The following is an 18,653-nucleotide window of genomic DNA, read 5'->3' as shown; positions in this document are numbered from 1 at the left end:
AGGTACTGGACATGAGCCAACCGACAGCAGCCGGTGACGCCGCACCGGCGACGATGCGGGCCGTCGTCGTCACCCGCCCCGGCGGACTCGACGCACTGGAGATCAAGGGCGTCCCCGTGCCCGTCCGCAAACCGCGGCTACCTCGACAACTACGCCGAGGAGGTCAGCTACTTCGACCCGGTCCTCAAGGAACTGTCGTGGGACGCGAGCCCGCGAAGATGTGGATCGCCGGTCTCAGCACCCTGGACCGGCCCTTGCTGCACCTGCACACCCAGTACAACCTGTCGCTGCCCTGGTCGAGCATCGACATGGACTTCATGAACCTCAACCAGGCGGCCCACGGCGACCGGGAGTTCGGCCATATCGAGTCCCGCGTCGGCGTCGACCGCAAGATCGTCGCCGGACACGCCACCGACCTCCGCGTCGTCAGGCGCATCGCGGCCTGGGCCCGCGCCGCCGCCGGCCGCCACGCCTCCCGCACCCTGCGCCTCGCACGCTTCGGCGACAACATGCGCGACGTCGCCGTCACCGAGGGCGACAAAGTGGAGGCCCAGCTGCGGTTCGGCTTCTCCGTCAACACCTACGCCGTCAACGACCTGGTGGCCGTCGTGGACCAGGTCGAGGACAAGGCCACCGCCGAACTCGCCGCAGAGTACGTGGAATCGTACGACGTCGTCCCGGCCCTGCGCCCCGGCGGCATCCGCCACGACTCCCTGCTGTACGCGGCCCGTCTCGAACTCGGCCTGCGGACCTTCCTCACCGAGGGCGGCTTCGGCGGCGAAGGCGACTGGAAGACCTCCGCCCTGCTGCGCGCGATGAAGGTCATGGGCCTCGGCCAGGCCGGCGGCACGTCCTTCATGGAGGACTACACCTACCACCTCGGCCCCGGCACCCCCTGCGCCCTGGGCGCCCACACGCTGGAGGTCTGCCCCGTCGATCTGGAGACGCTCACCGACTACGCCGCGACGTGGGGTGTCTCGCGGAGGGGCTCGTCGATCGGTCGACGGACGCCGGGGACGCCGGCTTACGGCTTCCGGCTCGTCCCTCGGCAGGGGCGGCGCTCGTTGCGAAAGGTCGCAACCCGGTGTGTGCGGCCGGACCTCGCGGCGGCTCAGCTCGATTCGCGGACGACGAGGCGGCAGGGGACGGTGCGCATGCCTGGCTCCGGGTTGCCGCCGATGGCGTCCAGTAGCCGCAGCGCGGCCTGTCGGCCGATCTCGGCGAGGTCCGTGTCGATCGTGGTCAGGGGCGGGCGGCACGCCAAGGCCATGACATCCCAGTTGTCGTAGCCCACGACCGCCACCTTGCCGGGGACATCCACGCCGTTCTCGCGCAGGCTGTCGGCGACGCCCCTGGCGATCTGATCGTTACCGCAGAAGAAGGCGTCCGTGTCCGGTGCGGTACGCAGGATCGCCTCGGCGGCGCGGCGTCCCCATGCCTCGCTCCACTCGCCGAAGTGGACCCGGCCGGTGGCGAGCTCCAGCGAAGAGCGTTCGATCAGCTCGACGGTGTGCTGGGCGCGGTCGCGTGCGGCCGCGTGATGTGCCGGGCCGGTCACATGTGCGATCCGGGTGCGGCCCGTCGCGAGCAGGTGCTCGACTGCCAGTTGCGCTCCGCTGCGGTCGTCGGACACTACCGACATGTCGTCCGGGTCGGTGGACGGCGAGAGCGCGTAGACCGTCGGTATCTGCTCAATGCCCGTCAAAGGAGGGCGTGGATCGGTGCGCCGGCCGGTCACGATGATGCCGTCCACCCGTCGGTCCATGAGGTTGCCCAGATGGTGCTGCTCGCGGATGGCGTCGCCACGGGTGTCGCACAGCAGCACGGAGATCTTCCCGGCGCCGAGCGCGTCCTCGGCGCCAAGCAGCACAGGGGTGCTGAAGCGGCCGATGCCGTCGGTCGTCATCAGCCCGACAGTCCAACTGCGGCCCGTATGCAGGCTCTGCGCATTCTGGTTGGGCCGGAAGTCCAGCTCCTTGACGGCGGCCAGGACGCGATGCCGCGTCTCGGGCCGCATCCTGCCGCTGCCGCTCAACGCTTTCGAGGCCGTCCCGACACTGACGCCGGCCAGCTTGGCGACATCGGCGAGCTTCGCCCGCCCGGCTTGGGGAGACCCTGGAACGGCGGCCACGCGCAATCCTTTTCCTAGACGTCGTCAGTGGTGCATATCCTGGCATCGCTCCCGGCTACTGACCAGCCCCGACAGCAAGCCGGAAAAACTTGTCCTGCCCTCTTGACGGCTACTCCCGGGCTACCTGCGTTTCTCGGCAGGAAATCGTTTGCTCAAACGGGTTCGACAAGCGGAGCACCGCCAGTCCGTTTCCCAGGACGCGCGACATCCGACGTGCGCCGGACTCTACCCGTTCCCCCATCTACCTCTTCGGAGAGCCATGTCCCGCCCACGTTCCGCCGTGTCCTCCTCCACGCCCTCGGCCTCGTCCGAAGCGGGGCACGCTCCCATGGGCCCGATTCGCCCCGGTCCAGGCGCCAAGGCCGCACTGGCCCCCGCCTTCGTCGAGGTGACCGCCGGTTTCTGGGGCACCCGGCGGGAGGTGAACTCGCGCACGTCCATCCCGCAGGGCCCCGGCCTGCTGGAGTCGGCGGGGAACCTGCACAACCTGCGGGTGGTGGCGGGCACCGCCGAGGGCGCGTTCCGGGGCGCGTACCCGTTCGTGGACTCGGACGTCTACAAGTGGCTGGAGGCCGCGGCCTGGCAGCTCGCCCAGGAGACGTCCGAGGACGGCGGCCCGCTCGCGGCCGACGTGGAGCGGATCGTCTCCCTCGTCGCGGACGCGCAGCAGCCCGACGGTTACCTGAACACGTGGTTCCAGCTGCTCAAGGGCGGTGAGCGGTACAAGGACCTGCGCTGGGGGCACGACCCGAGGCGCGCTGGCTCCGCTCAGGGCTGATCTCCGTCACCGGCCCGGGATCGGAACGGCCTCTTGGCGCACGCGCGCCCGGTAGCGCTGCGGCGACTCCCCGATAACGCGCTTGAACGCCGTGCTGAACGCGCTCTCCGAGCCGTAGCCCAGCTCGGCGGCGAGCGCCGCGACGCGGGCGTCGCCGTTCCGCAGCGCGCGCTGGGCCAGCAGCATGCGCCACCGGCCCAGGTAAGTGAGCGGCGGTACACCGGCGGCCTCGCGAAACCGCTCCACGAATGTGGTCCGGGACATCGCGGCGGCGCGCGCCAACTCCTCCAGCCCCCATGCGTGTTCGGGGCGGCCGTGGAGCAGGTCGACGGCGGGGCGCAGGCGCTCGTCGACGAGCAGGCGCAGCCAGCCGGAGGGCAGGAGGGTCTGGTCGACGTAGCAGCGCAGCACCTCCAGCAGGAGCAGTTGGCTGTACTGCCGGATCGCGAAGGCCGAGCCGAGCCGGTCGTCGGTGGCCTCGTCGAAGAGCCGCAGCACGGCGGCGAGCAGCCGGTCCCCGTCTCCGGCGACGGAGGACCGGATGTGGGCCACCGGCGGAAGCGACTCCAGCAGGAGCGTCCGCCCGGCCTCGTTCACGCTGACGGCCCCGCCGATCACGACGTCGTCGACAGCCGGGTCCGAGCCCGCGAAGCGGGCGGTGGAGAAGTCCGACTCCGGCTGGACCTCGTGGCGCGGCGCTGTGCCGGCCTCGAAGGCCACCCACGAGCGCCCGGTGAGGATGGCCACGTCTCCCGCCACGAGGTCGACCGGTTCGGCGACGCCGTCGGTGGTGAGCCGGGCGCGCCCGCTCACCATCGCGAAGAACTTGACCGGATCGGCCAGCGGGCCGCGGGCCCACCAACCGCCGCGGGCCGCGACGCCGCCGGTCAGCACGCTGCGCACCTCGACCAGATCGAGTGCCTCGGAGAGTCGGTCGGGATCCATATCCGTACTCTCGCGCAAGAAATTCGGATTCACAAGTATTCATAGTCCGGCGAACGACAGACAGGCTGGTGTCAGCGACACAGCAGTGAGACCTGTAAGACCTGAAGGAGACACCATGCGCTACCGCAGCCTCGGCCGGACCGGGATCAAGGTCAGCCCCTACGCCCTCGGCGCGATGATGTTCGGCGCCCTCGGCAACCCCGACCACGACGACTGCGTCCGCATCATCCACCGAGCGCTCGACGCCGGCATCAATCTCGTCGACACCGCCGACATGTACGCGCACGGCGAGTCGGAGGAGATCGTCGGCCGGGCGCTGAAGGGGCGGCGGGACGACGTCGTGCTCGCGACCAAGGCCTGGTTCCCGATGAGCGACGAGCCGAACCACCAGGGCTCGTCCCGGCGCTGGCTGGTGCGCGCGCTGGAGGACTCGCTGCGCCGCCTCGACACCGACCACGTGGACATCTACCAGATCCACCGCCCGGACCCCGACACGGACATCGAGGAGACCCTCGCGGTCCTCACCGATCTGCAGCGGGCCGGCAAGATCCGCACCTTCGGCACGTCGGCCATGCCGGCCTCCGACATCGTCCGGGCGCACTGGGTCGCCGAGCGGCGCGGGCTGGCCCGGCCGCGCACCGAGCAGCCGGTCTACTCGATCCTGAACCGGGGCATCGAGCGCGAGGTGCTCCCGGTGGCGCAGGAGTTCGGCATGGGCACCCTGGTCTGGTCGCCGCTCGGAGGCGGCCTGCTGACGGGGCGGTACCGCAAGGGCCAGGAGGCCGCGACGCACCGGTCGAAGTTCGGCTTCCGGCAGCACACGGACGACCGTCGGCTCGACGTGGTCGAGCAGCTCATCCCGCTGGCCGAGGAGGCCGGCCTGCCGCTCACGCATCTCGCGATGGGCTTCGTGCTCGCCCACCCGGGCGTGACGTCCGCCCTCCTCGGACCGCGGACCATGGAACACCTGGACGACCTGCTCGCGGGCGCCGACGTCACTCTCACCGACGATGTGCTGGACCGGATCGACGCGATCGCACCGCCCGGCACCGACACCGGCACCCTCGACCACGCCTACCAGCCGCCGGCCATCGAGCGCCCCGAACTGCGCCGCCGACCGGCCGGCGAGCGCACGGCGGCATGACGCCGGCTCCGGCCGGAGCCCTGCCTGGCGGTTGGATGTGTGGTGGCGTGCGTGGGGTCCGCCGTTGGGGGCGTGGTGGCTGAGCCTGTCCGTGTGCACAGGTTGACCGACCAGGAGGGGCAGAAGCTGCAGCAGATCGTGCGCCGGGGCAGCACCAGTTCGGTGCGGTTCCGGCGGGCGATGACGCTGCCGGCCTCGGCCGGCGGGAACCGGGTCCCGGTGATCGCCCAAGTGGTGCAGGCCGACGAGGACACCGTCCGAGACGTGATACATCGGTTCAACGAGATCGGCCTGGCCTGTCTGGACCCTCGGTGGGCGGGAGGCCGTCCCCGCCTTCTCAGTCCTGACGACGAGGACTTCGTCGTCCAGACGGCCGCCACCCGCCCAACCAAGCTCGGCCAACCGTTCACCCACTGGTCGATCCGCAAACTCGCCGCCTACCTGCGCAAAGTGCATGGCCGCGTGATCCGGATCGGCCGTGAGGCGTTACGGTGCCTGCTCGCCCGCCGCGGCATCACCTTCCAGCGCACCAAGACGTGGAAGGAGTCCCCGGACCCCGAGCGCGACGCCAAGCTCGACCGCATCGAGCACGTCCTGGACCGCTTCCCGGACCTCTCAATGAACACCGCGTTCCTCCGCTCCTACCCGGCGACCCATACCGGTCACGGCACTAGCTGCACGTGGGGTGGCCGACGGAGAGGACCTCAACTGTTGTTCTCGGGCTCGTCGTTGGGATAAAGCCTTCGTGTCGGCTCGGCGCCCGGTCCACCCCCGCGAGGGAACCTCAGGGTGCAGAGCCGTCGCCCTGCAGGGTGAGCATTTTGGCGAGCAGGCGGTTGAGTTGAGTTCTCTCGCTCTGGGTCAGTGATGCCGTCATGGCGTCTTCCACCTGGCGCATTACGGGGAGTGCTGCGTTGAGGGTGCTACGGCCTTCCGGGGTGAGGTGTACGAGCTTGCGGCGCCGGTTGGCGGGGTCGATGGCCGCATGGATGAGGCCGGCGCGGTCCATGCGGTCGATGAGGTAGCCGCAGGTCGACTTGTCGAAGCCGCCGCGTTCCCCGATGGTCTGCTGGTCCAGCGGCTGCTCGTCCGCGAGCAGGGCCAGGACGGCGAGCTGGGGCGATGTCGGGCCTCCAGGCATGGCGCCGGACCAGAGCGCCGCGAAGCGCTGATTCGCCCGTCGCAGCAGGTGACCTGTCGCTTTGAGGGGGTCGAGAGAGTCAAGCCCCGCCCGACCCGGCCTGTTCGTCTCCTGCATGTCCAGCCCTTCACTTCTGCGCATCGGCATTTGCGCTTCGCGCTTCCTTGCCTCTACCTTAGTCCAGGCACGGACATTCCGTGTTCTTACATTCCGGGTACGGAGTGTTGCTCGAAGGAGGGCCGATGCGACTGGTAGTAGGCATGACCGGTGCCACGGGCGCGATCATCGGCATACGGCTGCTGGAGGCGCTGCGCACACTCGACGTGGAGACCCATCTCGTACTCAGCCAGTGGGCCAGAGCCACGATCGAGATGGAGTCCGACTACTCCGTCCACGACGTCCGTGCACTTGCCACGCGGACCTACGGCCCGAAGGACCAGGCCGCCGCCATCTCCAGCGGATCGTTCCGCACCGACGGCATGATCGTGGCTCCGTGCAGCATGAAGACGGTGGCCGCCATCCGCATGGGATACGGCGAAGGACTCATCGGCCGGGCCGCCGACGTCACCCTCAAGGAACGGCGCCGACTGGTGCTGGTACCCCGTGAGACGCCGCTCAGCGAGATCCACCTGGACAACATGCTGGCCCTGTCCCGGATGGGCGCCTCCATCGTGCCGCCCATGCCGGCCTTCTACCACCGCCCCGAATCCGTCGACGAGATCGTCGACCACACGGTCGCGCGGCTGCTGGACCAGTTCGACCTGGAACTGTCCGACACTCCCCGCTGGGAAGGCCCGCCGCCTCGGAAGAACGCTCCCGCCACCCCAAGCCTCATCTGCATCGAGGGAGACGCACCCGCCTCCCGGGAGGTATCTCATGCAAGCGCCCTATGACGATCTGCGCAGCTTCCTGAGCGCGCTCGAAGCCGACAAGCAGCTGCTGCGCATCGACCGTGAAGTCAAGCCCGAGCCCGATCTCGGCGCTGCCGGCCGTGCCGTCGCCAACCTCGACGGCAACACGGCACCGGCCCTGCTGTTCGAGAACATCAAGGGCTTCAGTGATGCACGCGTCGCGCTCAACGTCCACGGCTCCTGGGCCAACCACGCACTGATGCTCGGCCTTCCCAAGGAGACCTCCCTCAAAAAGCAGTTCTTCGAGCTCGGTGACCGCTGGCAGAAGTTCCCTGTGCCGGTCGACCGCCGCACCGAGGCACCGTGGCAGGAGATCACCATCTCCGAGGACATCAACCTCTTCGAGCTGCTGCCGGTCTTCCGCCTCAACCCCGCCGACGGCGGCCCGTACATCGACAAGGCAGCCGTCATCACCCGCGACTCCGCCGACCCGGACAATTTCGGCAAGCAGAACGTCGGGATCTACCGCATGCAGGTCAAGGGACCCGACCACCTCGGCCTGCAGTCCGGACCCCCGCACGACTTCGGCCACCACATCATGGCCTCCGACGGCAAGAAGACCGGCCTGCCGATCGCCATCGCCATCGGCAACGACCCCGTCCTGACCCTCGTCGCCAGCACCCCGCTGGCCTACGACCAGTCCGAGTACGAGATGGCCGGCGCCTGGCGCGGCGGCGTCCCCTACCCGATCGTCAAGGCCCCGCACACCGGACTCGACGTGCCCTGGGGATCCGAGGTCGTCCTGGAAGGCGAAGTCCTCTACGGAGACCGCGAGTTCGAAGGCCCCTTCGGCGCGTTCACCGGCCACTACTCCGGCGGCCGCGCCCTGCCCGTCGTCAAGGTCCACCGCGTCCACATGCGCCGCAACCCGATCTTCGAACACCTCTACCTCGGCCTCCCCTGGACCGAGATCGACTACCTGATGGCACTCAACACCTCCGTGCCGATCTACCGGCAGCTCAAGGAGGCATTCCCCGAGGTCCAGGCCGTCAACGCCATGTACACCCATGGCATGGTCAACATCATTTCCACCAAGGTTCGCCACGGCGGGTTCGGTCGCGTCGTCGGCCTGCGCGCGCTGACGACCCCGCACGGCATCGGCTACTCCAAGCTCGTCGTCGTCGTGGACGAGACCGTCGACCCGTTCAACCTGGAACAGGTCATGTGGGCCCTGTCCGTGAAGTTCAACCCCCAGCACGACGCCATCAGCATCCCGCGGATGTTCGGCAACCCCCTGGACCCCGCCAGCGATCCCCAGGGAATCACGACCCGCCTCATCCTGGACGCCACGACCCCCAGGCCCCCGGACATCCGCGGTGAGGACGACCAGCTCATCACCCCCTACCCGGAGACCGCCGACTGGGAGCGCACCCTCAAGGAGATGCTGCGATGACCGCCGCAACCACACCCCACACCTGCCCCCGCTGCAGCTCGCCGGACATCAGCCTGGTCGCCGAGTCGCCCGTCCCCGGGCACTGGGTCATGCGCTCCTGCTCCCGGTGCTGGTACGCCTGGCGGTCCACCGAACCCGCCGCCGCCGACCCCGATGCCTATCCCGACGACTTCCGCATCACCCCCGACGACATCCAGCACGCCCCGCGCCTCGTCTAGGGCGCGTATCGAGTCGTGATCATCGGGCGTGACGCCGGCGTGCAGCCCCCGAACCGCCGACAGGTCCTGGGCGGTTGCGGCAAGGGCCGGTGAACAGTCGGTGGGTTCCGGCAGCTCACGCATGCGCGGCACCTCGCTCACGTCCACGTGATCAACAAATCTCCCTTGATGGCAAGTGGATCCACTTGCCATGAGGGGGGAGTGCAGCAGCTACCCCCACTTGGTAAGTCCATCGACTTATCTCGCGTCTCGACAAGGAACAGACACATGAATCGTCTTGCGGGCAAGCGCGCCCTCATCACCGGCGGCACGAGCGGGATCGGTCTGGAGACCGCGCAGCGTTTTGTCGCGGAGGGGGCGGACGTGCTGGTCACAGGCGTAACCCCGGCCAGCATCGACAAGGCGCGACAGGTCCTCGGGGACAGGGTGCCGGTGGTCCGGGCGGATGCGCGCGACCTCGATGCGCAGCGCGGCCTGGCGGAGCGGGTGCGTGAGCACTTCGGAGAGCTGGACGTGGCCTTTTTGAACGCCGGCGTCTCGGACTGGCGGCCGTTCGAGGACCACACGGAGGACAGTTTCGACCGGCTCTTCGACATCAACGTCAAGAGCGTCTTCTTCCTCACGCAGGCCCTGATACCCGTGCTGGCCAACTCGTCCTCGGTCATCCTCAACTCGTCCGCCAGCGCGCACGGCGGCTACGGGCGGTCGAACGCCTACGCCGCGACGAAGGCGGCTGTCAGCTCCCTGATGCGGTCGTGGAACGCGGACCTGCTCAAGTCGCACGGCATCCGGTTCAACGCGATCAGCCCTGGGCCGGTGGACACCCCGCTGTACTCCAAGTTCGGAGAGCAGCGCGCGGCGATGCTGGAGGCGATCAGCTCCGGCATCCCTGTGGGACGCATGGGTATGCCCGGAGAGATCGCGGAAGCCGTCGTGTACCTGGCCTCCGATGCCTCGGCCTTCACCGTGGGCCAGGACCTTGTCCTGGACGGCGGCCAGACCGTCCTCTGACAGCGAGGGTGCGCTGGGAGACGGGCGAGGCCAGGTATCACGCGCAGATCAAAGCGGAGAACCACGCGCGCATCATCCGCGCCGCCCGCGACCTCTTCCTCGCCCAGGGATACGACAAGACCTCCCTGGCCCAGATCACCAGGGAGGCCCGCGTCTCCACCGGCACCCTCTTCATGCGCAGTACGTCGAGCCGCCTCCGCCCGGCGATCCCCGGAACGGCCTGACTCACATCGGCCGCGACTACACCTGCCTGGTCTCGCGGCCCGGCACGGCGGCGCTGTGCCGCCTCATCAGCACCGAGCTTCCCCAGACGCCGGAACTCGCTGACATCGTCGGCACCGGCTCAGCCGTCGATCGCGGCCCCTTCTTCGACCGGCTCTGCGACTACCTCGAGGCCGAAGTGCAAGCCGGCACCCTCATCTCCCGTTCTACCGACCGACAGACGCAGACGGCATCCGCACCGGAGGATGCGCCCTTCATGGCCTGGGGCCAGCGCGCTGCGATCCTCAAGCAGGCCGCTCATCCGGCAGCGGCCAAGCTCTACATGAACTGGCAACTGTCCGAGGCTCGCCAGAAAGCGGCCTTCAACGGCTGGTCGGTCCGCGAGGACATCACTCCGAACGCGAGCCTCAAGCCCGTCTGGGACTTCCCGAACGCTCACGTCGACGACTTCCCGGAGTTCATGGAGGACCGGGCCGAGGTCGAGCGGCTGAAGCAGACCTTCGCCCTGTACTTCGGTGAGGTCAAGGGCGACCCGTCGCCGGGGTGGTTTGGCCTGCACCCGGGGCGGTGACCACGTGGAGGGTGGTTTACCGGGGGCACACAGACGCGTCCTACACTCCTGGCACCGTTGTCGACTGCGTTCGGCCCGCCGCAGGGAGCCCGTGTGTCCCCTTCCCATCCCGTCGCTCAGCGACGGCAGTTCCCGACCGTGGGGCACTTCGCGCACCTGGTCTTCCTGCTTCCGGTCGCGGGCACTCTCGTGCGGCTCGTCGAGCTGAACAGCGAGTTGTGCTGGAGGGTCGCACCGGCTACCGCCGCCCTCGGCCTGCTCTACATGGCCGGGCCGGCCCGCTGGGACCGTTTCGGTGCCGCGGGACGGCCGGTCTGGCTGTGGACGCTGGTACTTCTGTGGGCCTGGACCTCCTGGGAGATCCCGGTACCACTCGCCTTCGCCTACACATGGCTCGCTGTTCCGCTGGCGGTGCTGGCACTGCGGATGCCCGGGCGCGGGGTGACGGTCGCGACGGTGGGCGCGATCACGGCCGGGCTGCTCGCCTCGCTGGTACGGATCGGCGGCGTCGACGCCGATGTGCTGGGGCCCCCGCTCGCCGCCCTTGGCGCCACGGTCGTCCTCTACCGTTCCCAGCAACGTTTGAACAGCCAACTGGAGTCCACACGCGGTGAGTTGGCGAACCGTCAGCGTGAGGCCGGACGGCTCGCCGAGCGGGCGCGAATCGCCCGGGACCTGCACGACACCCTCGCTCAGGAACTCGCGGGCAGCCGCATGCTCCTTCAGGCCGCCGAGCGGGACTGGCAACGCAGCCCGGACGCCGCCCTGCGCCAGGTGCGTGCTGTCTCCCAGGCCCTCGGCGCGCACCTGGAGGAGACCCGGAGCATCATCAGCGACCTCACACCGCCCGCCCTGGAGCGGGACGACCTGGAAACCGCCCTGCGCGGGCTGTGCACCCGCCTGCAGTCCGCCACCACCGCACCGCACGTCGCCTTTCGTGCGGAAGGAGCACCTCACCTCCTGCCCACCGAACGTGCCGTGACGCTGCTGCGCGTGGCTCAGGGCCTGCTCGCCAATGCCCGCGAACACGCCCGGGCGACCCACGTCCATGTCACTCTCGCCCACGGGGACGGCTGGGCGGCTGTCGAAGTCCGTGACAACGGACGGGGCTTCGACCAACGGATCGCTCAACCCGTAAGCCCGAACCGGGGGTTCGGACTGGTCGCCGCCAGGGAACGCCTGAGCTCCCTCGGCGGCACGCTCACCGTCGACAGCACCCCGGGCCACGGCACCAGCGTCCGGGCCGTACTGCCGGTGGCCGACCGCGACCTGGTCGGCGCCTCGTGACCGAGAAGACGCTGCGGGTGCTGATCGTCGACGACCACACCGTTGTACGAGCCGGTCTGCGTGCTCTCTTGGAGGGCGAGCCAGGCCTCGATGTGATAGCCGAGACGGGCGATGGCAGGGAGGCCGTACGGCTGGCCCAGCGACTGCGGCCCGACGTGGTGCTCATGGACCTGCGGCTGACGGACGGCGCAACGTCGGACGACGGCTTCAGCGGGATCGAGGCGACACGCCGTATCACCGCCGCCGCACCGGGCGTCCATGTCGTCGTGCTGACCAGCTACAGCGGCCGTGGCGATGTCGTCCGCGCCGTCGAGGCAGGCGCCCGGGGCTACATCCTCAAGGCCGGCCCGCCCGAGGAGCTGTTCCGTGCCGTGCGCGCCGCAGCTGCCGGCGGCATGGGCTTGGCCCCCGAGGCGGCGGCTCGCCTCGTGGGTCGGCCCGCCGAACCGGGGCCCGTGTTCACCGATCGTGAGTCCGAGGTCGTTCGACTGCTCGCCGAGGGGCTCAGCAACCGGGCCATCGCCTCGGCCCTGTTCGTCACGGAAGCCACGGTCAAGACCCACCTGGTCAGGATCTATCGCAAGCTCGGCACCGAGAACCGGGCCGGCACGGTCAGTGAGGCTGTGCGGCTAGGACTGCTCGAACTGGACGTGGGCTGACCGTTCGGGGGATACCGCGTGTCCGACCGTTGCATGCCGGAAGGGGCACCACTCTCGTGAGAGGCACCCCTTCGGCGTGAGTCCCGGCTCGCGCCGGTCAGCTCCGTGGCCGTGCTGATCAGAAGGACGCAGAAGCACTCCAGCCGCCGTCGAGATCCACGGAGCAGCCGGCCCCTGTCATGCGCCGTGCCAGACCGGACAGACGGTCGGAAGCGTCGGCCACGAGCAATGACGAGCCAGGTGCCGTGCCGGGCCGATCCCTCACCTGACTCAGGACGGCCAGAAAGATTCCCAGCACGCCCGGCTGCTCGTCGGTGAGCAACTCGCCGGCCTCTCGGACGACGACCGTCAGGTCGTGGTCCGCGTTGTCCACCACCGTGCGCAGGCAGTCGAGGAAGGCATCCCAGTGGTGGCCGAACCAGTCCGGGAATCCGAGCCGGGCGCCCATTCGGGTCCTCGATCCGTTGATCAAGGCGTCGGACGGCTCAACTGCGATGCTCCGGAGCCACGTTGCTCATCTATCGAGCGGTGCTCGACCTGCCACGTGAACGTTGACAGGTTCGGTGGGAGGGCGGTGCCGGACTGTCATGGTCCGGCACCGCCCTCCTCGCTACGCGGCGCACTGAGAGCGGCTTTCGATGCGCGGCGCGTCTCGCGGATTTCCCGACCCAGTGGGCCGACGCGGTGCGGGTCGGTCCACTTCCTACGCAAAGACGGACAACAGGAGGGCCATGCCCAAACCCAGCACGCTGACCAGGGTCTGCACCACCGTCTGCGTCTTGGTGGCTTGGGTGAGATCCATGCCGAAGGATTCCTTGACCAGCCAGAAGCCGGCGTGGTTCACGTAGTTCAGCCCGAGGGAGCCTGCCCCGATGGCCACCACGAGCAGCGATGCCTCCAGGCCGCCTCCGCTGACCATGGGGGCGATGATGCCGGTGGCGGAGACGATGCCGACGGTGGCGGAACCGGTGGTCAGCGACAGCAGGAGTGCGATCAGCCAGCCCAGCACGATGACGTTCAGATGCGCCCCCTCGGCGGCGGAGGCGATCGCGTCGCCGATGCCGGAGTCCTGGAGAACCTGCTTGAACGCACCACCGCCACCGATGATGAGCAGGATGGCGGCGATGGACTTCAGGCTGTCCGTCAGGGATGCGCGGACCTCCTCGCCGGAGCGGCCCGTGCCCAGAGTGGTCACGCCGAGAGCGAAGAGCAGCCCGGCGAGCATCGCCACGACGGGTTCGCCCAGGAAGGTCAGCGCGGAACCCACGGTGCTCGTCTCGTCGAGCACCGTTTCGGCGAGGGTACGCAGCAGCATGAGGGCGACAGGGACGAGCACCGCGGTGATGGCCAGCCCGGTCGGTATCCGGGAACGGGAGGTGACGTCCGTATCCGCCGATGACGCATTCGGAGCGCCGGCCGTCACGCTGACGGGCGACTTCTCTCGGACGGACTGCGACGCACCCGTGAACTGCGCGACAAGAGCCTCGTCCGGGCGGACCTCGGCAAGGCGCGGCGCGATCCACCGGGCGTAGACGGGGCCGGCCAGGATCACGGTGGGGACGGCGCAGACGAAGCCGACGACCATGGTGAGGCCCAGGTCGGCGTGGAGACCGGTCATGGCGGTGAGCGGCCCCGGGTGCGGCGGCAGCATGCCGTGCAGGGTGGACAGCGCGGCGATGGCCGGTACGCCGAGCAGGACGTAGGGGGAGCCCTTCGTGCCGCCCTGGGCCTCCAGCCGGCGCGCCACGCTGAAGATCAGCGGCAGCAGCACGATCAGGCCGACCTCGAAGAACATCGGGATGCCGATCACGAACGCCGCGGCCGTGACCAGCCAAGGCAGCCTTTGGGTACTGGAGCGGTCGATCAGGGCGTGGGCGAGGGCGTCGGTGGCGCCCGAGTCGGACAGCAGGCGCCCGAGCATGGCGCCCAGGGCCAGTGTGATGCCCACGTCCCCGAGGGTGCCGCCGGCACCGTCCTCAAGGGACTCCACCAGTTTGGCGGCGGGCTCACCGGCGGCGAGGCCGGTGCCGACAGCGACGACGATGAGCGCGACGAACGGATGGATGCGCAAGCGGGAGTTGATGAGGTAGATCAGGGCCGTGATCGCGATGGTGAGGATGAGCAGCAACCACCAGGTGTGCGTGGTCATGCGGGTGCCTTTCGACGGACAGGTGATGGGCATGGCGAAGTGAGCCGCAGCGCGGAAGGGTGTTTGTGCGGCTGGTGTCAGGAGGGGCGGGCGGTAGCCCGGTCAGTCCAGTCCGAGATCCCTGACGAGACGGGCCACAGATGTGTCCTGTTCGGACAGGTACGCGGCGAAGGCGTCGCCGGTGGTGAACGCGTCGGTCCAGCCATGGCGGCGGAGTTCCGCTTTCCATTGCCGGGACCGGTGCATCGCGGTCAGCGCTTCGATCCACCGCTTCCGGTCGGCGCCTTTGATGCCGGGCGGCGCCACGACTCCCCGCCAGTTGCTGAAGACCAGGTCGATGCCGGACGCCTTGAGGGTCGGTACTCCGGGCAGTGCGTCGATCGGTCGTGGGCTGGTCACCGCCAGGACCCTGAGCTGACTGGCGTCGATCTGGTCGAGGAACTCGCCGAACCCGGTGGTGGCGAAGTCGACCTTGCCGTCGAGGAGACCGGGCAGCAGGTCGCCGCCACCGCCGCCATAGGCGACGTAGCCGACCCGATGCGGCTTGATACCGACGGCCTTGGCCAGCTCCATGGCCAGCAGGTGGTCCGGTCCGCCGGGTGAGGACCCGCCCCCGACCTTCAGGCTCGCGGGATTCCTCTTCCAGGCGGCAATCGCATCGTCGATCGACCGGTAGGACGAGTCACGGCGCACGACCACCGCGCCGGCCTCCTCGACCAGCCGGGCCAGCGGAGTGGTCTCGATGACGGACGCCTTCGCGTGTGCCACGTGCGACGCACCGATCACTCCGAGACCCATCTGCAGAACGAGCCGGCCGTTGCCCCGCTCGTTCACGATGCGCTGCAGGCCGACCGTGCCGCCTGCTCCCGGCAGGTTGAAGACCTGCACGCCGGAGTCCACACCGGTCTCCTGCAGCACTCGGGCCACTGTGCGGGCCGTGGTGTCGTAGCCGCCACCGGGGGTGTTCGGAACCATGATCCGCAGCCCGGTGTCGGCCCCTTCCCCGTCGGGCAGCACCTGGCAACCGGTGACGAGAAACAGTGACAGCGCGAGGAGGGCGCCGCGAAGGGCGTGCGAGCGACCTCTCATGGCACCTCTCTTCCGCAGCCGTCGGGATGGACGTCATGATTGTGCGGCCCGTGGTGCGAGCCGCCCAGTTTGTGTCAGCAGTAGAGATTGAGTTCGTTGTGGTCACCAGTTTTCGGCGTCATACCCTCGCGGGCGAGATGCTGGCGTTGCAGCTCGCCATCGTCGTGGTCGTGCTGCTGGCGGTCGCGGCGCTCTCGCTCGCCCAGTCGGAGGCCACCTTCAGCCGGGTCGAGGGCCGCCGCGTGAGTGCGCTGGCCGAGCAGTTGGCCGCCAATCCACTGGTGCGCAACCAGCTCCCACGACCGGCGCCGGAGGAGACGCTGGCCCCGCTGACGCACTCCACGCTGGTGCAGTCCGGGATCACCTCCGTGACGATCGCCGACTCCTCCGGTCGCATCGTCAGTTCGACCAACCCGACGGTCATCGGTGACCGGCTGCGGCTCGGACCGGGGGTGGCCCGCGGACGGGGCTGGTCCGGCTCGCTCACCTGGGACGGCAGCCGCGAACTGGTGGCGCAGGTGCCGGTGCTCGGCGCGGCGAGCGGGGGCCTGGGGCGCACCCTGGGCACCGTCATGATCGGGGAGGCGTCCCCGACGGTGTGGCAGCGGCTCAGCGGTGCTTCTTCCTATCTCCTCGCCTACCTGGGCATCGCCAGCGGGCTGGGCCTCGCCGGCTCCTGGCTGCTGGCCCGACGGGTCAAACGGCAGACGCTCGGTCTGGAGCCGCGAGAGATCACCGGGCTCGCCGAACACCGCGAGGCCATGCTGTACGGGATCGCCGAGGGCGTGGTCGCCCTGGATCCCCAGCAGCGCCTCACCCTGGTGAACGAGGTGGGCAGACAGCTGCTGGACCTGCCCGAGGAGTGCGTGGGCCGTACGCTGGGCGAGCTCGGCATCGACGGCCGTCTTCACGACGTACTCACCGGCACCCGGCCCGAAGCGGAGCACGGGCCCGACGAAGTGGTCATCCGGCACGGTCGCGTGCTGGTGATGAACAGGATGACCGTCACGAAGAACGACCGCCTGCTCGGCTCGGTCACCACGCTGCGGGACCGCACCGAACTGGCTCGGCTGGAACGCGAGATCGGCTCCTTCCGCAGCACGTCCGAGCTGCTACGGGCCCAGACACACGAGTTCGCCAACCAGCTGCACACCATCTCCGGACTCATCCAGATCGGCGAGCAGGACGAGGTCGTACGCTACGTCCGGGCGCTCACCCGGCGCCGCCAGTCCCTGGACATGACCATCGGCCGCCGCATCCACGATCCGGCCGTCGCCGCCCTCCTCATGGCGAAGGACTCCCTCGCGGCCGAACGCAGGATCACCCTGAAGATCTCGGACGTCACCTCCCTCGGCCGGCTCGCTTCGGAGGACGCCGCCGACGTGGCGACCGTGGTCGGCAACCTGGTCGACAACGCCATCGACGCCGCAGCCGGAAGCGGCCTCGACGACCGGGAACCCTGGATCGAGGTCGAACTCCGGCAGGACGCGTCCAGCGTGGAGATCGTGGTGTGCGACTCGGGCCCGGGCGTGGCTCCCGAACTCGCCCAGGAGGTCTTCCACCACGGTTTCACCACCAAGGCCGCCGCGGAGGGCGAGCGGGGTATCGGCCTTGCACTCACCCAGCTCGTCTGTGAACGACGGGGCGGGGAGATCAGGGTGACCAACACCGCCGAAGGCGCCCGGTTCACCGCGCGCATGTCCGTGAGCCACTCAACGGAAGCAATCGAGGAAGGAGCAGCACGTTGACGGACACCTCCGGCACGATCGACGTTCTCGTCGTCGACGACGACTTCATGGTGGCTCGGGTCCACCGCACCTTCGTCGAGCGGGTGCCTGCGTTCAGGGTCGTCGGCACCGCGGGCACGGGTGAGCAGGCCATCACCGCAGTCGACGAACTGCGCCCGGATCTCGTTCTCCTCGATCTTTATCTCCCCGATGTCTTCGGCCTGGACGTCATCCCGCGGCTGCGCACCGCGGGACACGACTGCGACATCATGGTCATCAGTGCCGCGCGCGAGGCCGACACCGTGCGCGGCGCGGTCCGCCACGGTGTCGTGGACTACCTCCTCAAACCCTTCGACTATGAGGACCTGAAGCCCCGCCTGGACCGGTACGCCGCACGGCGCGGCCGGCTTCTCACCACGGTGGTGCGCGGCCAGGCCGACATCGACCGGGCTCTGTCCGCAGGGTCTGTCCCCGCTGCTGTCGCCGGACTCCCGAAGGGCCTGAGCGTGGAGACCGCCGACCTCGTCCAACGCACGCTTCGCGATGCGGACGGCACCCTGTCGGCCGCCGAATGCGCGGCCGCCACCGGTATCTCCCGTGTCAGCGCCCGCCGTTACCTGGAGCACTTCCACACCACCGGCACGGCGGCCGTCGCCCTGCGCTACGGCGCGGCCGGCCGGCCCGAGCGGCGCTATGGCTGGCGAGGGTGAGAAAGAGAGTGTCCCTCCCATCATCGGAATCGGTCTGAAGTGCGACGTAGGGGGATTTTCGAATCAGACTCCGCCCCGAGTTCCGAGGCGGAGCCTCTGTGCGCTGGAAGGTGAATCCGCTGCGGGCGAGTTTCGAGGCGCGGAAGCTGGTTGGGTTCGTCCTTCCAGGACGCGTTCTGGACGCAGGTTGGTCACAAGGATCGGAAAAGACCGACAAGGGCTGAGAAGGGGTGAGGTGTCAAACCGCTCCTGAGCTGGGAAAACGGCCAAGATTGGCATTGATCGACAAGGGTCGCCAAGATCCTCAAAGGACTCATAATCCGTCGGCCGTGGGTTCGAGTCCCACCCACCCCACTGCGCAGGGCTTTGACCTGCGGAAACGCCTCATCTGGGGTTGCGGATTCAGGGCGTTGGTCCACGGGGCTGAATCCGCTGCTCGTGAGTTCGACTCCTTTGCCATCTGTGTGGGTTGAGGTCACTCTGACCTGCGCAGACGTGTCAGCCCACGAGTGGAGGACGGCGTCGTGGGTGGGCTGTGCGGGCGTCCGGACGTCGAATTCTGGACGC

The 18,653-nt window shown here is 69.0% G+C and carries 17 protein-coding genes and 4 pseudogenes; 15 read left to right on the top strand and 6 right to left on the bottom strand.

Annotation, left to right across the window (positions count from 1 at the left end; genetic code table 11):
- Positions 1-11: 11 nt before the first annotated feature.
- Positions 12-1,289: a hypothetical protein gene (locus tag ACIBTS_RS44950; protein WP_399327125.1), complete on the top strand. Its 1,278-nt coding sequence runs from the start codon at positions 12-14 to the stop codon at positions 1,287-1,289.
- Here ACIBTS_RS44950 and ACIBTS_RS44945 read toward each other — a convergent pair.
- Positions 1,175-2,131: pseudogene (locus ACIBTS_RS44945) on the bottom strand (LacI family DNA-binding transcriptional regulator); the annotation flags it as partial. The gene ACIBTS_RS44950 and the pseudogene ACIBTS_RS44945 overlap by 115 nt on opposite strands.
- Positions 2,132-2,459: 328 nt before the next feature.
- Here ACIBTS_RS44945 and ACIBTS_RS44940 point away from each other — a divergent pair.
- Positions 2,460-2,909 (top strand): beta-L-arabinofuranosidase domain-containing protein, encoded by a 450-nt coding sequence (locus ACIBTS_RS44940; protein ID WP_399327122.1) that lies wholly within the window; start codon positions 2,460-2,462, stop codon positions 2,907-2,909.
- A 6-nt stretch (positions 2,910-2,915) separates the two neighbouring features.
- Here the strand turns inward: ACIBTS_RS44940 and ACIBTS_RS44935 are convergent, their stop codons facing one another.
- Positions 2,916-3,854, bottom strand: a complete 939-nt coding sequence (locus ACIBTS_RS44935; RefSeq protein ID WP_399327120.1) for an AraC family transcriptional regulator — start codon at positions 3,852-3,854, stop codon at positions 2,916-2,918.
- Between the two features lie 115 nt (positions 3,855-3,969).
- Between ACIBTS_RS44935 and ACIBTS_RS44930 the strand changes: the two genes are divergently transcribed.
- Both ACIBTS_RS44930 and ACIBTS_RS44925 read left to right on the top strand, forming a co-directional pair.
- Entirely contained in the window at positions 3,970-4,998 is a 1,029-nt protein-coding gene (locus ACIBTS_RS44930; RefSeq protein ID WP_399327118.1) for an aldo/keto reductase, read from the top strand.
- Between the two features lie 75 nt (positions 4,999-5,073).
- A pseudogene (locus ACIBTS_RS44925) lies at positions 5,074-5,610 on the top strand (transposase); the annotation flags it as partial.
- Positions 5,611-5,782: 172 nt separating this feature from the next.
- Here ACIBTS_RS44925 and ACIBTS_RS44920 read toward each other — a convergent pair.
- Positions 5,783-6,139 carry a MarR family winged helix-turn-helix transcriptional regulator gene (locus tag ACIBTS_RS44920; protein ID WP_399327117.1) on the bottom strand — a complete coding sequence of 119 codons (357 nt, stop codon included), beginning with the start codon at positions 6,137-6,139 and terminating at the stop codon, positions 5,783-5,785.
- Between the two features lie 242 nt (positions 6,140-6,381).
- On the opposite strand from ACIBTS_RS44920, the gene ACIBTS_RS44915 reads away from it, so the two are divergent.
- From ACIBTS_RS44915 to ACIBTS_RS44875, 9 genes and pseudogenes are all read left to right on the top strand, one after another.
- Positions 6,382-7,032, top strand: a complete 651-nt coding sequence (locus tag ACIBTS_RS44915) for a non-oxidative hydroxyarylic acid decarboxylases subunit B (RefSeq protein WP_399327115.1) — start codon at positions 6,382-6,384, stop codon at positions 7,030-7,032.
- Complete coding sequence (locus ACIBTS_RS44910; protein WP_399327113.1) at positions 7,016-8,443, top strand: non-oxidative hydroxyarylic acid decarboxylases subunit C; 1,428 nt, start codon at positions 7,016-7,018, stop codon at positions 8,441-8,443. The genes ACIBTS_RS44915 and ACIBTS_RS44910 overlap by 17 nt, the downstream gene beginning before the upstream one ends.
- On the top strand, positions 8,440-8,661 hold the full coding sequence (locus ACIBTS_RS44905; protein WP_399327111.1) for a non-oxidative hydroxyarylic acid decarboxylases subunit D: 222 nt from the start codon (positions 8,440-8,442) through the stop codon (positions 8,659-8,661). The genes ACIBTS_RS44910 and ACIBTS_RS44905 overlap by 4 nt, the downstream gene beginning before the upstream one ends.
- A gap of 267 nt (positions 8,662-8,928) precedes the next feature.
- A complete protein-coding gene (locus ACIBTS_RS44900; protein WP_399327109.1) occupies positions 8,929-9,672 on the top strand; it encodes an SDR family oxidoreductase in 744 nt (247 codons plus the stop codon).
- Between the two features lie 8 nt (positions 9,673-9,680).
- The gene (locus ACIBTS_RS44895; RefSeq protein WP_399327152.1) at positions 9,681-9,896 is read left to right on the top strand and encodes a helix-turn-helix domain-containing protein; all 216 of its coding nucleotides are present in this window, start codon (positions 9,681-9,683) and stop codon (positions 9,894-9,896) included.
- Positions 9,893-10,030: pseudogene (locus ACIBTS_RS44890) on the top strand (TetR/AcrR family transcriptional regulator); the annotation flags it as partial. The gene ACIBTS_RS44895 and the pseudogene ACIBTS_RS44890, both read left to right, overlap by 4 nt.
- 105 nt (positions 10,031-10,135) lie before the next feature.
- Positions 10,136-10,465: pseudogene (locus ACIBTS_RS44885) on the top strand (ABC transporter substrate-binding protein); the annotation flags it as partial.
- 93 nt (positions 10,466-10,558) lie between these two features.
- A complete protein-coding gene (locus ACIBTS_RS44880; protein ID WP_399327107.1) occupies positions 10,559-11,752 on the top strand; it encodes a histidine kinase in 1,194 nt (397 codons plus the stop codon).
- Entirely contained in the window at positions 11,749-12,411 is a 663-nt protein-coding gene (locus ACIBTS_RS44875) for a response regulator (RefSeq protein ID WP_399327105.1), read from the top strand. The genes ACIBTS_RS44880 and ACIBTS_RS44875 overlap by 4 nt, the downstream gene beginning before the upstream one ends.
- Before the next feature lie 118 nt (positions 12,412-12,529).
- Here ACIBTS_RS44875 and ACIBTS_RS44870 read toward each other — a convergent pair whose 3' ends face one another.
- The 3 genes from ACIBTS_RS44870 to ACIBTS_RS44860 form a co-directional block, all read right to left on the bottom strand.
- Entirely contained in the window at positions 12,530-12,859 is a 330-nt protein-coding gene (locus ACIBTS_RS44870; protein ID WP_390667783.1) for a barstar family protein, read from the bottom strand.
- Between the two features lie 255 nt (positions 12,860-13,114).
- The gene (locus ACIBTS_RS44865) at positions 13,115-14,560 is read right to left on the bottom strand and encodes a GntP family permease (RefSeq protein ID WP_399327103.1); all 1,446 of its coding nucleotides are present in this window, start codon (positions 14,558-14,560) and stop codon (positions 13,115-13,117) included.
- 102 nt (positions 14,561-14,662) lie between these two features.
- Positions 14,663-15,649, bottom strand: a complete 987-nt coding sequence (locus tag ACIBTS_RS44860; protein WP_399327101.1) for a Bug family tripartite tricarboxylate transporter substrate binding protein — start codon at positions 15,647-15,649, stop codon at positions 14,663-14,665.
- 98 nt (positions 15,650-15,747) lie between these two features.
- Between ACIBTS_RS44860 and ACIBTS_RS44855 the strand changes: the two genes are divergently transcribed.
- Together ACIBTS_RS44855 and ACIBTS_RS44850 are read left to right on the top strand one after the other, a co-directional pair.
- Positions 15,748-17,397 (top strand): ATP-binding protein, encoded by a 1,650-nt coding sequence (locus ACIBTS_RS44855; RefSeq protein ID WP_399327099.1) that lies wholly within the window; start codon positions 15,748-15,750, stop codon positions 17,395-17,397.
- Complete coding sequence (locus tag ACIBTS_RS44850; RefSeq protein ID WP_316770436.1) at positions 17,394-18,086, top strand: response regulator; 693 nt, start codon at positions 17,394-17,396, stop codon at positions 18,084-18,086. The genes ACIBTS_RS44855 and ACIBTS_RS44850 overlap by 4 nt, the downstream gene beginning before the upstream one ends.
- The last annotated feature ends 567 nt before the right edge of the window (positions 18,087-18,653 follow it).

It is taken from the genome of Streptomyces sp. NPDC050121 (assembly GCF_044460385.1).
In the GTDB taxonomy this organism is placed as follows: Bacteria; Actinomycetota; Actinomycetes; order Streptomycetales; family Streptomycetaceae; genus Streptomyces; species Streptomyces soliscabiei.
Note: the sequence above shows the minus strand (reverse complement) of the source record. Positions and strands in the feature narration are given on the sequence as shown.